We start from the raw sequence: 14,356 nt of genomic DNA on the forward strand, positions 1-14,356 counted from the left end.
AGCCCCCGTCTGAGTTCATCAATTCTCTTCTCAATATTCAGATGAAAATCATCTATTTCACGCTTCCGCCATGCGTTGACTAATAACCTAAGTTGCTGCTGGAAAAAGACAATGTATTCCTTGACCGTTTCCGTGGTTCCTGAATATAGGGCTTGCCAGTGATTATATTGGCTATTGAAGATTAAGGCTAATGGTCGGGATGGTTTTACGAAACTATCATGTATTGGTTCGATAGTAGAGGTAGTGGGAGAGCTTTAATGTCGTCATGCAGTACATCCTACAGCACAATTTCAACATGAAATGGTTTGAAACTCGTTATAAATCAATTAATTAGGCTGGCGGAGTCTGAATTCATCGCGTAACTAAATGATTTTATAGTGCTAATGTTCAATTCAACTTTTCAAAAGTGCCTAATAAGGTGCCTAAAAATAATTTGATTGATTTTTAAGCGTTAGATTTAGTGGAGCACTTACTAACTGTAACTTGGTGTTTTATCAACAAATACAAAAATTGCTATTTTATCTCAGAGGTTAATACTTTAGCTAGTGTGGTAAAGGGGAAAATGAGGATTTTACCTTATTTCTGTTCCTTGATTAAAAACAACTTGTGTGAGGTCATTCAAAATAAATCTAAAAATTATCAAGTCATAGAGGGTAGCCCAATAACCTATTATAGTATACGCACTAAAGCTAGTGTCCACTCCCCTTGACTTTGACAATATGTATTTGCGTACATATATGCTTTTTATTAAGTTTACTTTAAATACGATTTATGACTTATAATAATGAAAATTATGATAAAAAAGGCATAGAATAGATATGTTCAAAAAAATAGTAATGACTTCCTGTATCGCCCTATTAGCTGGGTGTGGCGATAGTCCCATCGATGAAGTTAAAAATCAACATTTTGAAGGTTTCAATAATTATACTATAGGCCAAATACTTGATAATCGAGGTGTTTGCGGTAGTGTTCTATGGCAAGAGAATAAAGAAACTAAAACGGTGCAGTACACTTGTAACTTAAATAAAGGCAAAACGCATTTCTCATTTGATGAAGGCTATGCCAATAATCTGAGAAACACTTCAAAACAAGAAGGTCTAAAACTCGCGGTTGATAAAACTGAAAGCGAAATTGAAAGGGCAAAAAATACGCTGGGTAACATCAAAGAACATAATGAAATTATCACAAAATTATTAAATGACGATAACAATATTTTTGCACTAAGGAAAGATCAAGAATACCAAGGATATATATTTGATGCTATTAGGAGTTACAGTTACTCACCAGAAGCACAAAAACTTGATGAAATAGCAAGACTAGAATTTAACAACGGTCCATTACACATGGACTTTGATGAATATTATGCTTTATACCAGTATCTTATAGAAAAAAATGACACTGATTCTGGTGCTCATGTTAAATACAAGTTCGCAATAGAGGGGGGAGGGCAAAGTTATGGTTTATACAAACAGTGCGTAGCCCGTGAAACTTACGATGCTATACAATCGCTTAGAAATGATAAACACTGGATTGATGAAATAAACTCAAAACATAATGAAGAAATGAAAAAAATATGTGTTGATCATTTGAGTCGTTACGAACCCACAGATTACGATAAGGAATTAGAAAATTGTATTTCAAGGTCATACAAGCCAGATTACGATAAATTAGTAAGAAAACAAGGGTTAAGCGAAGAAACCACGAAAAAAATAGCCAACGACTGTTCAGAAGAAAAAGATCGCAAAATTGCCGAATACCATAGTTTGTTAGAACAATACAGTACAAATGTTCGTAATGTTATTAATTCACAATTAACAGATGAATTAACTAAAAATAAAGTTCTCTTTGAAGAAACTGAAACTAAGCTAAAATTCCTTGAATCAAGTGGAAGAAAGACAGAAGAAGAACAAGAAGCTAATCAATATGCAGAAAATAATGTTAAAAGATATTCTCTTACCCATATTTTAAAAGGTGAAGAAATTATTGTGTGGGAATACAATAAAATTTCTAAAGATTATATTATAAAACAGATGGGTTCAGTTCAGTATGAGTATGGTGGAAAAACTATGTCAACTAGCTTACCTCTTGATGTTCTGATCTATGCAGCTTTGAACAATGTAAATGACATAGATGACTACATGATCATAAAACGAAAAAAAGCACTGAATAAACTTATGAACCTATTTTAGTCTCTTAGTATAGAGTGGTTGGAGAAAACTCAACCACTCTATACCATCTCTCATCATAAATAATTAAAAACTAGATTGAATAAAAAAAAAACAATCAGATGTATGTATTCAAATGCATATTTATAGGTAAGCATTTCGAGCCTATCATCACCTCACTGGTACTCACCCAATAACTGCATAAATACCGCATATTAATCAGTAAATGCTGACAATGGCTAGGTAGTAGTACTTCCTTCCCGGTAATTGTCAACACTAGTGACAATTGCGGAAACTTACGGGGTATAACTTTTGACCGAGAATAAATTAGGAGATAGTAGCAGTGATGTAATAACTACCCATACCCTAAGCGAGTGTGATACACATACCACACACTATTCTAAGGTTGTATGGATGCCGGATTTGACCTCTCCCAAATGAAGTTCTGCATATTAGCCGCCTGTACTTTAAGACTGACCCTTATGATGGTTTAAAGGCTGTAAAGCCAGAGTTATGTTGAGTTCCATAATTTCATGCCACCATAAGGTCACTAGATTTACATTAATTAAAATTTGACTTTAGTTAGATTGAAAATAAGAATACTATTATAATAGAAAATTCCAAAAGGTAAAAAAATGGGCACATTAAATCTGAAAGTAGGAGATCATATTTATTCTCCACGAACAGGCTACACACACCATGGTATTTATATTGGTGGTGATAAAGTGGTTCACTATGCAGGCCTTTCACATGGTCTTTCTAAAGACGGCATTCAAGAAACAACGCTTATTGAATTTTCAGGCGAGAAGCAACTTATTGGCGTTGTTCAACATGAATACTCAATCTACACTCCAGAAGAAATAGTTAACAGAGCTAGAAAAAAAATAGGTGAAGATGATTACAATGTAGCTACAAATAATTGTGAACACTTCGCCAACTGGTGCGTCACTGGAACAAAGGAAAGTAAGCAGGTACAGTCCGTTGTAAAAGCAACAGTTAATGTTGTCAATGTTTCTTACAATGGATACACAATATATAAATATTTAAACGGAGCACAAGCTGGTGCTGGTCTGCTGAAAACCGTTGTGAATGCAGCTAGCACTAGCGCACTAAGAACCACAGCACCAACAATAATAAATTCAACCGTTGCTTCAACCACAACATCAAGTGCCATTAACTCTTTTGTGGCAACGTCTACAGCTTCAAATTTAGCAGGTGTGGTTGGAGGAAGTGCGGCTGGGATCTCGAGTGGGGTTGCAGCTTCGGGGGGAACAACCATCGCGTTGTCGGCATTAACAGGAGTAAGTGCTGTAGGTGCTGCACCAGTCATTGTTGGTGTGGCCGTTGCCGCTGGAGTTGGTTTAGGTGTTAAGTACCTTTGGGGAAAGATATTTGATTAATTGCCTAATGTGAATGAACCATCTGCTCTTGTATAAACATTTAGAGAAAACTAAGGTTCGAGCGCCCCGACCCTGTAAATAATTTCTGTTTAACAAAAAATAAAGCTACTAACAAATAGGTTGCAGCACATCATTTTATGAAAATAATGTGCTGCCACTTTTTATATTCTTTCTCTGTCAGAAAAACACTCATACATCTTTTCTGTCATCACCCACAGTGCCTTATTCAATTTAATATCCCCATCAATACCATTCACTGAACGAGTGCGAGCGCGCTTACCTTTAGCATTCCTACCCGATAATCCTCCCTTGATTAAATTCTCCTGCAAGCGTTGGTATACCGTCCACAGATCATCTTTCTTATCTTCCCAGCGACGAGGTTGTAATACTTGTTCTTCGGTAATCGGTTGATGTTCCTCACCAAAACGATACGTCAAAGCCGCTTGTGCCAAGGCTTGCTGTGCTGGTGGCGGTAACAATAGTGACTGCATCTGTTCGCGCTTTTCAGCCACTGAATCAAACGTTTCTAGCACCTCATAAGCCCCCTCAATTACCTTACCTACAACATCGCCTTTATGGGGTACACGCACTTCACCAAAGGTGTCTCCGCAAACTAAACCGTTCGAACATACAGCTCTAAATAGTCCCGGTAACATTTGATAACTGCTTGAGCCGTCATGGCTGTTAAGTAAGATGATTTCAGGTACTTGTATACCCGTAATTTGGTCATGACGTCTAAGCCGTAGCATGTGCTTGGTGTGCTCTCGACGGCTGGCATCACGTACACGAGTTTGACAAGCAAAGAATGGATAGAAGCCTTCTTTTTGCAGGCTGTCTAACAAAGTAATGGTTGGAATATAAGTGTACCGTTCACTTCTGGAATCATGTTTTTCTTCAGAGAAAACACTGGGTACAGTACGGAATAATTCTTCTGTGGTTAACGGGCGGTCACGACGAATGCTATTCGCCGCACCAAAGCGGGAGGCTAAGCGAGCCATAATGAATTTCCTTTAAAATAAAGTAGATAGATAAGAAGGCAGCGTAAATAAGGGCGAGGTTAATCGATTAAATGGAAAATGGCTGAACTTTCAGGGTGTTGAATGGCGTAATCACGAAGCTGATAGAAACGCTCAACGAGTAGCTCACTTTCGGTTCTAAATGACCACATGCTATACAGCATCAAACAGACGGCCACACCAGCAGCTTCAGGGCTGAGTTTCGCTTCATTACCATTATGCATATTAAACAGTGTTAATTTTTCGGGGCCCAAATCAGGATAAATAAACGCACCGCCATTGGTTAAGGTACAGTATTCCCAATAACCGCCCGTGTATTCCTCACAGAACTGTCCCATGATAGTGAAAATCACCGCTTCAAAGGTGGCGAAGCCTTTAACGGTGCCAAAGTGGGTTTGCCAAAAATGCGTGCGCTGGCGGTTGGAAACGGCTGTTGCGATGATGGGTTCAAGTGTCATAAAAAAGCCCTTTTGTGGATGTTACGAAATAAAAAAGGCAGACCGATTGGTCTGCCGTTATGTTGAATCTACATTGAAATAGTTGAGTTTTAGTGGTCACTAAATAGCCCGTTAAGCAGTCGCTCAATGGCTCCCCCCAATAAGGTTGTGCAAGCAAGCGTCGCCCCAAGTCGAGCCGCTTGAATTTCTGCATCAGAATACTCACCTTCAAGCGTAAGTTGCTCATTGACCGTCTTCTGGGCGTAGTAGGTGATAGACACCAGTGTCATAACGCTCACAGAGGTGGCGATAAGTTTAAAAATGGACATAGATTACCCTTTAGTCAGGCGTTCACTGAATATGAACGCCGAATAGTGTGTGAAAACTCAGTATTGATATCGGGCGATATCCGGTTTTTGAAAGGATTGTGTTTGGTAGTAAAATAACGCTTTCGCTATTCCGTTAATAATTTGAGGTGTTTCAAGTTTACCTTGGTACGCCCATGCGACGGCATTCGTTCTTGCAGAGCGGCCCAATGTTTTTTCCATCATGGCGGTAAAATCCTCCCGCCCTTGTTTATCCTCTAGGTTATACAGAACATGCGTTAGAACAGGCTTTTCAGGGTTAACGAGGCTCCAAATAAAAACTTGGGTGATTGACCAGTCGTGTGCATTTTGTTGTGCACGTTTTAGGTCTGTGATGTATTGCTCCGTGATTTGAATGGCTTCATTTTGCTGGTGTCTAAATTGTGTTAACGCATTGGCATTGTGTTGCTGAAGCTCAGAGACCTTTTTCCGGAGCATTGCCTCGACATTTTCCGTTTGGTTTAACCACGGTAATAAATACAGGCCAACATCAGGGGCGTGGTCATTCAATGTCTCCGTTAACGTATTCCACGCTTTAAGCTGGCGCTCGGCTTCCTCTGACGGAGTATAACCGGCATTAAATGCAATCGGTGTCGTCATTGCATAAGGCTGGTCAACATTGTCACGGAGCAGTGACCAGTCATGTTGAGACAGTGTTGTGATGACCTGTAAAACCTGTGTAAGCCTCTGCTCCTCAAGGGTTGAATCTGTTTTCGGTGTTTCCGCATTGGCAAAGCGCGGTATGAGTTTAGTCATGCCCTCTATTGCCGTTTGATACCAGTTATTTAAATCATGGTTAATCGTGGTTTGTAATGCCCCTTCAGCTAATTGACACTTATAGACCACCAAGGGCCTTTCTTGTTCATCCGTTAAGGTTTCCCATGTTGGCGAAACACAATCTTTACGATGGTTGAGTACACCGCCTAGCGTAACACTGCGGTCGTAATCATAAATCAATCCTTGAACACGCAAAATGTCTTGGGAAACAGTCTTAGCAGGTGGGGGGGGGGCATCATCACATCCCAACAAGAGTGCGCTGCTGATGCAAACGGTATAAAAAATAGTTTTCATCTTAATACCTTATAATTTAACGAGTGATTGAATATATTGGTAATGGGGTAAGGCTTGAATAAACGCCTCTTCACATAGCCGCTGGTTGAGGTCTTCACGATAACGAAAGCCCCGCGCCGTCATGACCACGTCTTGCAAGGCCATCACATCAAAGACATGAATGTGCTGCGCGATATCAGCGGCGAGATACCAATGACCGTGGTAATAAATCAACTTATACGGGGCGACGTTCGTGAAGCTTTTTCCTTGGTGGGTAAATTGCAGTAAACGCCGTTTCACAATAGCTTGTGTGAGGACATAAAATCCCCCAAACAGCGAAGGACGCTGCTCAGGGGGTGTATGGTAGACAATGAACGGTGAATCAATCGTCGGGTCGAGCAGAACCGTCAGCAGCTTCCTGTCTAAAGCCGGAAACAGTGAGGTGACATGCGTAATGGCGGCAAAGCGCAATATGTCCTTATCGGTACGAAAGGGACGCTGTGATGCTGCCAATCGATAGCCACCTTGGTGATATTCCAAGTCCAGATATTGAAGGCGCTCATTAAAGTCACGCCGTAGGGTACGGGTTGAGACGTTCAGCTCCTCTGACAGCGTCGATAAATAAACGGTTTCTCCTCGAAATAATTGACTAATAATAAACGCCAACCGAGACGCAAGCCGGTCATGGCGAGACACAGAAGTCGACATGATGTTGTCCTTATTAAAATAGCTCCGGCAAGCGGATAGAATGGGATTGATAAACCTTATTGCGATAAGGCTTTTTGTCGTAAGTACGCCACAATGATACAGGCGGGAACGGTGACCCGATAAGCGGGTCCCGCTAAGTCAGCGACAAGCCATGCTGAGCTCACTGCAAGACCAATCGGCCCAGCAATCAAGGAAAGCGCTCGGTGTGCGGCAAAGAGTGTACCGAGGGTGGCAACCCCGCCGAGCGCATTAATCACGCCAATGGCGGAGAGTGTGGCCACTTCCAGCGCGGCAATGCCCGATGTACGGATAGCCGCTTGAACAGCAATCAAAATCAGTTGGGGCGTCGGGTTGGTGAGGTTAAGTTGCATATCACGGGAAAAAGTTTGTAGCTCTTCCGTGGTCAACTCATTTAAGCTTTTTTCTAACACTTTCAATAACAAATTTAATTCCAAAGTTTCGGTATTTCCGGCCTTCGGATAATTGACATCAAGGTGGTCACAGACATCCTGTAAGATTTCACGGTACAGCACGCCCTTATTACCTCGAACGAAACTCATCAAGCTGTTAGCCCCAAAGGCTTGCAGCTCTGCCGCAATCGACATCCAATATTGCTGGTGCTCTGGATGGTAGAGTTGATATTCAGGCGAGCTGGTTAAGGTTTCAGTCCAACGCTTTTGTCCGTCTTTGCTGTCGTGAGTTAGGACGGATACAAGTAAGCCCAGTTCTTCATTGCTACATTCACGTAAAAACGCTAAATCGGTATCTAATCGGTAAGTTGCCATCAGTGTTATTCCCCAGTATGAAAAAGAGAACACTACGATAACAACCTCACCGGACAGGTTATGTCCGGCTATTTGACTTTTTTTCGGGGGAAAAAAGGAGGGGAAATGACAGGGTGTGTCACGAATGCAATTTAACTAATTGATATTCATTTAATTATTGGATTTCATATGAGTGATATATATCTGAAAAATATTTGATTAAGAATATTGATTATATTGTGAAGAATATGAGCTATAAAAACTCGTTTGAGTGTTAGAAAAAAAGGGAGATAGAGCGAGAATGATTGTAAATATATGTAAACTTTGATTCTGATGAAGAACAATACAATCCAATAGTTTTTTTCCTACTTGACGCAGGTTAAGGATTACTATTTATTCCCATAACTCAATGACAACGGACTAATGGAGTTTACATGAATCGATTTCCATTAAACGCTTTTCCTCAGGATCTAAAAGAGGTTATTTTAGATTTAAGAGAAGAAACACAAGCGCCTGAACCTTTAATTGCTTCTTCAGTACTGAGTGCGCTATCTTTGGCACTGCAAGATAAATTAGATATACAGGTCACTACATCTATACAGTCACCTGTTTCATTATTTTTTCTTGTTATTGCAAACTCGGGTGAACGGAAAACGAGTGTCGATAGACGTGTATTAGCGCCAATTTATGAGCACGATAGAATATCCGCACAGAACTATGAAGTTTTAATGGCCAAATATTCGGCGGAACATAAGATTTGGAAAGCTAAAGAAAAAGCCATACTAGCGAGTATTGAAAAAAAAGCTAAAAAGGGGCTAGCAACTGAATTAGAAGATGCTCAATATTTAGCTCACAGCAAATTGTGTCCTAAATTACCAAAGAATGAAAAGCGCATCTACAACAATGTGACACCGGAAGCACTGCAACTGAATATGTTTCTTCACCAATCCAACATTGGACTAATTGCTGATGAAGGCGCGAATATCTTAGATCGCAAAGTGATGAATGATCTTAGCTTTCTAAACTCAATCTGGGATGGGCACTCTTTTCAAGTTGAGCGAAAGACAATGCAAAGTTTTCAGATTGAAAATGGGCGGATCACTTTATCCGTGATGGTGCAACAAGCTATCTTTGAAGAATATTTAAAGAAACAAGGAATAAAAGCGAAGGGAAGCGGTTTTTTTGCACGTTGTTTACCTGTGTTAATTGATGAGCAATTATCGACACAAGGGTCACGCTTTATTCGCGATTATTCAAATAATCATCATACTTATATTGAACTATTTCATCAGAAAATATGTAGTTATTTAAAGGCGAGCTGTCAAGAGCATCGAGAATGTATAGCTTTTGATCCTCAAGCTGAATTAGAGTGGAAAGGAATCTATAATGATATTGAAGAGCAATTAAGAAGAGGGGGAGACTACGAAAATATTAGGGATACGGCATCAAAGATGGCTAATAACATTGCACGTTTATCAGCTCTATTAAGTTATTTTGAACGGGGAACTGCTCCTATAGATAAAGTTTCTGTGGGGCAGGCTAAAGATATTTGCTTGTGGTATATGGAGCAAGCTAATAATTTATTTGGCGCACTCGAGTGGAATGAAGAGGTTAAATTATTAGATTGGTTAGATTATTTCTATCGTAGAGAAAATTGCAATAGTATACGTAAAAATGATATACGAAAATATGGTCCTAACTCATTAAGAAGAGGAAAACGATTAGATGTTGTTCTACAACGTTTAGAGCGTGAAGGTTGTATTGATATTGAACAATGTGAAAGACAAAGTTTGTGGGTATGCCAAGGTCCTACTTTTTTTAACAATAGTTATACAAAAAAACAGTGGTTCAGAAATTAGACCCTGCTATTTCTGCTATTAGTAGCAAGAATAGCAGGGTGAAAATTTAAAAATAGGCCAAAGTAATATCAGAGTGAAATAATCACAATTCTGACGTTTTTCTAAGTTAATGAATGTCTATGGCTTTTGTTTTTCTCTAATCGTTAAGTTTTATCGTGTCGGTATAGTAATATATGTTTATCATTATATGTGTTTTGATTAAGAATACATATATTAATTACTATATGTATTTAATCATGATTAATATCATTTAATAGAAATGGATTCTAATTCTATTAACTAAATGTATGCTCAGTTAATTAATGAGGTGGCATCTCTTATGCCTCATTGGTTATCATCATAATAATATAGATTGGAATAACATAATTACTGATACCGACACATCCTTTTAATATCTAATTAAGGAGCGTCAAAATAAAGATGAAACCGTATACGTATAATGCGCAATATCAACAAGCCTTCTCGGATGTGATTAATGATGCTGTACAAGAGTTTCCTCGTACGCTTGCTTTACGAATCGATCTTCACTTCCCTGCTGATTACCAATATGGTGATTCAAATAAAGAGATAACGCGTTTTATCGAATCGTTGAAAGCAAAGGTTAAAGTCGCTAGTAAAAATAAAAATCACGATTGGGAACGTAACTGGCATAATCGTTTACGGTATATTTGGGTACGTGAGATTGGTGAGCTTAATCACCGTAAGCATTACCACGTTTTATTACTGCTGAATAAAGATTTTTACTGGAATGCAGGGGATTTTAAATCAACTACCAGTTTAGCGGGATTAATCCAGCAAGCATGGTGTAGTGCATTAGGAATTGAGCTAGCCCAATACGAAGGGCTTGTCCATTTTACAAAGAACGGGCGTCATGTACTTAATACCAATAAAGAAGACTATTCTCAGCGGCTAGTGAGTTTACTTCACTGCATGGATTATCTAGCAAAGGATCATACAAAGAGTTATCACGATGGCTATCGGTCTATTGGGATGAGTCGGGGGTGACTTGCTTTGGGGCTTGTTAAAGAGAGCTGTAATCATATTATTCAAGCCTCAGTTTTGGTGGGCATCCGAGAGTGATCGTGTAAGACGTTTTTATGAACACATTAGTTTGTCGATTGCAGATTGAGCGAATGATATTGATGATAACGCTTGCCGATATACAACTCGCAATGGGTATTCACTCTAGCTGATTATGTACCAAAAGAATATTAAATACAGTGCTTTAAAGAAGTAAATTTAGGTTAGTTGAATAAAATCATTTAAACTCGTATATTTTATAGGGTGATTAAATTCTTACAATATAGGGATATTTTATATGGGATTCTTTGATAATTTATTTTCTAAATCAAAACGTGAACCGAAGATGTTAAAAGCTATCTTAAATAGTGGAGCACGTTTGCACGAAGCTGAAGTGGATATCCTCTTTATAATTAAAAATGGCAATGTTTTGTATGTGAACTATGACACTGAAAACCTTTTTGAGATTGATGGTGATGGTGACAGCTTATTCAAAGGTCGTGTTGTTAATTACAAACATCTGGGAGAAACAACAAAAGATGAAGTTCAGATCTTTGTTGGTTTTAATGAAAACGACGCCTATACGATGTTCACTCTTCAGCTTAACTTAGAAGATAGATTGGAATTAGTTGGTCAAGCTTTGACCAGTTTTTTTTCTAACAACCGTATTAATGGCGTGTTTTCATGGGAAGGGTACTCTGTACAATATCAATACACCTATAAACTATATAATAAAAATAATATCAACTTTTTGATTAATTCTAGCCAAACTCATGGTTACTTAATTAGTGAAGACACCTTCGAACAAGGTGAAGGAGATATCCTTAAAGAAAAGTTTTGGTCTACTGCAACTAACGCAGATAGTAGTCCTGAAACATACACATATAACGATCCTAAAACCAATACTGGATACTCTGTGTCTTCTAGCTGTATTAAAAGTACTAACGAATTTGCTAATAAAATATATGAGCAAGGCGTTGAATCGCTTAAAAAAGCTGATTTTAAAATGGCATTTAATAATTTTAAAATAGCTGCAAAATATGGACATACTTCTGCAACGTTCAATTTGGCATTAATGTATAAAAATGGAAATGGGTGTGATTATAGCTATGAGGATGCATTGCAATTATTTATAAAATCCCAGAATGAAGGGCATCAGGGGGCATTTAGGCATATTGATGAACTAGAAAGTGTAAAAGAACGCTCAAATGACTTATCCAATCTTCCTCTGGTAATAAATGAAGCTAGCCACTTACATGATGGAACAATTCTCTACTTTTTTTATTTCTTCTTGCTAAATAATTTAAGTGAGGTTGATATCGTAAGCTGGATAAGATATGAGCTTGATTGTGCATCTTTAGGTAATGAGCTTGCGCAGCAATATGTCAATGAAATATCGCCTAATAGACATTTTTATAAAAATGGAGGGAATGAGTTAACTCCTCATGCCTCATTATTTAGTGATCTTTTTGATAATGTTACCATTCCACTGAGAAAAGAAGAAGATTTTAGCGATATAATCAAGCTGAGATGCAATCTAGTCAAAAATTTATTTAAACATATTTTTGAACAATAGCAGAATAACTCCCTCGACTACTTTTAAATGCCTAGAGCTATGCTATACAGTTGAAACGAGGCTCTTTGTGGCAGTAGTAAGCGCAATGAGATCTACATTGAAATATGTTCTTACTAGAGTCCATGAGGTAATAATCGTCCTTTCCTTAGGTATGATCTGCTAACTAATTTAGCTGTTGGCTTTGAACGAGGAATGGACGTTATACAAGCGCTAACGTCCATAAAAATTAATATTAATATCAAGTACAGTACATTAGTGTTAGATAAAGCTGCCCTTAATAATATCCGTATAATTAATAATATCCGTATAATGAGTTCAGGCAGTAGCTATCTCGCGTTGAAGAAGCCATTCATCAAGTTCTAATTCTACCCAGCCAACAGACTGTTTTCCTAACTGCCGCTGCTTTGGAAAAGTGGGGTCATAGCGTTTTGACTTTGGGTTGAGCCAGTCATATATCGTCGCTCTTTTGATGCCAATTTTAGCTATAACAGCTGGAAGACGCAGGATTTTCATAGTTTGAGTGTGGGATATCATATTTTTACCTCTTTAAATTCTTACAATTCAAGTTCATTATTGAATAACGTTTTTTCTACCTGAGCCGATTGGCTGGTATGCAAAGGATTGTAATGAAGATGAACGATGTCTAAAATGTGCTTTAATGTGCATTTATTAATTACTTTTTTTGACACTAAATTATGCCAGCTCTAACTTCTCTACAAAAAGCAGCGTTTGATGCAATAGATACTCTTCATTTCAATCAAATTTTAATGAGTTTCGTATACGAAGAGCCGATCGAAGAGTGGTATCATTACATTCTTAACCGGATCAATGGAGAGATCCAAAAGAAAGGGATTACAGGAAAGCAAGCAGAAATAGCCAAACATTATATATTGGCTAATCTTGAAATTCACTTATCTGTTGATAATAAATATCTTTTGTATGTGGCTGAGAATGTTAAAAATAACAACATTGATGATGAGTCTTATAGCAAAGAGACTGCTAAGAAAGTTGTGGAACACGGAATAAATTTTAGCCTTGCCTATCTTTCCTTTATTGCTGATAAGAATGGTATTGATAGAGAATTTGTTAGCCAAGTCGTTGATGACTTGATAAATGATGATAAGGTTTCTTTATCAACAATGCCTTTTTTTATCAAATACAGGCTGACTGAATGTTGCTATGCATTTGAGTATCCAGATGCCCCTATAGGCTTTTATCATGAACTGGTGAGTCACGATATTATCCCGTGTGGCAAATATTCACCTAATATTGATAAAAATGTGAAGGAATCTGGCTTAGAGCTATCACTGTTGTTCATTCGTGCTGGTTTACTTTTTGAGTTTAGGATGCTGCAAAGTGCGATTAGAACAATGATATCTGTTGATTTAAAGAACGAGATTTTTTTTACTAAACATGATTCCGATGTATATCATATTAATCGTAGGATGATAGCAGATTATTATAAAAGGCCTATTAATTTTCAGTGTAACGAATATGTGTCGGAAATAGATGCTGAAAAATTACTTAAAAATATGAGCAAATTTTACGTTCATAAACGAATGTTTAGTGGTACGCAGGGGAGTTGGCTGGGAACGTTGGGAGCTTTTGATATTGAGGCTAGTCGCTGGAATGAGCCAAACAAAGCAATTTATGATGAGGCTGATAATAATCTTACGATTTCAGAGAAGGTTAAATCAAAGCTTTTAGATTACGGTTTTAGTGTATCAGCAAGAAGTTTGTATCTGAGGCATAAAGCAATAAGGCAAGATAATTACTCTAAAATCCAGCGTTACTACTATTTCTTAATAAAACAAGAGTTTGGGCCTCCTTGGAATAATAACTATTATTATAACTTAGCCCTTGAATATAAAAAGAAAGATTTGAGTGAATAGAGTTTGTTTATTATTTTTCTATGAAACGGAGGATAAATAATGTTCACTGGGTTGGTTAACTTTTGGATAACTAGCGTTTTTTGCGTCTCCTGTCGCTACCACTA

General features: G+C 38.0%; 13 protein-coding genes. 6 read left to right on the forward strand and 7 right to left on the reverse strand.

What is annotated here, in order from left to right; translation table 11 throughout:
* Positions 1 to 818 precede the first annotated feature (818 nt).
* Both PZ638_RS06850 and PZ638_RS06855 read left to right on the forward strand, forming a co-directional pair.
* Entirely contained in the window at positions 819 to 2,189 is a 1,371-nt protein-coding gene (locus PZ638_RS06850; RefSeq protein WP_180312539.1) for a hypothetical protein, read from the forward strand.
* A gap of 611 nt (positions 2,190 to 2,800) precedes the next feature.
* The gene (locus PZ638_RS06855; protein ID WP_180312540.1) at positions 2,801 to 3,565 is read left to right on the forward strand and encodes a lecithin retinol acyltransferase family protein; all 765 of its coding nucleotides are present in this window, start codon (positions 2,801 to 2,803) and stop codon (positions 3,563 to 3,565) included.
* Positions 3,566 to 3,726: 161 nt separating this feature from the next.
* Here the strand turns inward: PZ638_RS06855 and PZ638_RS06860 are convergent, their stop codons facing one another.
* From PZ638_RS06860 to PZ638_RS06885, 6 genes are all read right to left on the reverse strand, one after another.
* Positions 3,727 to 4,563 (reverse strand): DUF932 domain-containing protein, encoded by an 837-nt coding sequence (locus tag PZ638_RS06860; protein WP_180312541.1) that lies wholly within the window; start codon positions 4,561 to 4,563, stop codon positions 3,727 to 3,729.
* A gap of 59 nt (positions 4,564 to 4,622) precedes the next feature.
* Positions 4,623 to 5,039, reverse strand: a complete 417-nt coding sequence (locus PZ638_RS06865; RefSeq protein ID WP_180312542.1) for an antirestriction protein — start codon at positions 5,037 to 5,039, stop codon at positions 4,623 to 4,625.
* An 89-nt stretch (positions 5,040 to 5,128) separates the two neighbouring features.
* Positions 5,129 to 5,347 carry a hypothetical protein gene (locus tag PZ638_RS06870; RefSeq protein ID WP_154626585.1) on the reverse strand — a complete coding sequence of 73 codons (219 nt, stop codon included), beginning with the start codon at positions 5,345 to 5,347 and terminating at the stop codon, positions 5,129 to 5,131.
* Positions 5,348 to 5,404: 57 nt separating this feature from the next.
* Entirely contained in the window at positions 5,405 to 6,454 is a 1,050-nt protein-coding gene (locus PZ638_RS06875) for a hypothetical protein (RefSeq protein WP_180312543.1), read from the reverse strand.
* Positions 6,455 to 6,463: 9 nt separating this feature from the next.
* Entirely contained in the window at positions 6,464 to 7,141 is a 678-nt protein-coding gene (locus PZ638_RS06880) for a helix-turn-helix transcriptional regulator (protein ID WP_180312544.1), read from the reverse strand.
* A 56-nt stretch (positions 7,142 to 7,197) separates the two neighbouring features.
* Entirely contained in the window at positions 7,198 to 7,926 is a 729-nt protein-coding gene (locus tag PZ638_RS06885) for a DUF3944 domain-containing protein (protein ID WP_180312545.1), read from the reverse strand.
* 413 nt (positions 7,927 to 8,339) lie between these two features.
* On the opposite strand from PZ638_RS06885, the gene PZ638_RS06890 reads away from it, so the two are divergent.
* From PZ638_RS06890 to PZ638_RS06900, 3 genes are all read left to right on the forward strand, one after another.
* On the forward strand, positions 8,340 to 9,764 hold the full coding sequence (locus PZ638_RS06890) for a YfjI family protein (protein WP_180312546.1): 1,425 nt from the start codon (positions 8,340 to 8,342) through the stop codon (positions 9,762 to 9,764).
* A 420-nt stretch (positions 9,765 to 10,184) separates the two neighbouring features.
* Positions 10,185 to 10,769, forward strand: coding sequence for an inovirus Gp2 family protein (locus PZ638_RS06895; RefSeq protein WP_180312547.1), 585 nt, complete (start codon positions 10,185 to 10,187; stop codon positions 10,767 to 10,769).
* Between the two features lie 313 nt (positions 10,770 to 11,082).
* Entirely contained in the window at positions 11,083 to 12,360 is a 1,278-nt protein-coding gene (locus PZ638_RS06900) for a tetratricopeptide repeat protein (RefSeq protein ID WP_180312548.1), read from the forward strand.
* A gap of 315 nt (positions 12,361 to 12,675) precedes the next feature.
* On the opposite strand, the gene PZ638_RS06905 is transcribed toward PZ638_RS06900, so the two are convergent.
* A complete protein-coding gene (locus tag PZ638_RS06905) occupies positions 12,676 to 12,894 on the reverse strand; it encodes an AlpA family phage regulatory protein (protein ID WP_180312549.1) in 219 nt (72 codons plus the stop codon).
* A 161-nt stretch (positions 12,895 to 13,055) separates the two neighbouring features.
* Between PZ638_RS06905 and PZ638_RS06910 the strand changes: the two genes are divergently transcribed.
* Positions 13,056 to 14,252: a hypothetical protein gene (locus PZ638_RS06910; RefSeq protein ID WP_180312550.1), complete on the forward strand. Its 1,197-nt coding sequence runs from the start codon at positions 13,056 to 13,058 to the stop codon at positions 14,250 to 14,252.
* The last annotated feature ends 104 nt before the right edge of the window (positions 14,253 to 14,356 follow it).

Origin of the sequence: Providencia hangzhouensis (assembly GCF_029193595.2) — a bacterium.
Lineage (GTDB): Bacteria > Pseudomonadota > Gammaproteobacteria > Enterobacterales > Enterobacteriaceae > Providencia > Providencia hangzhouensis.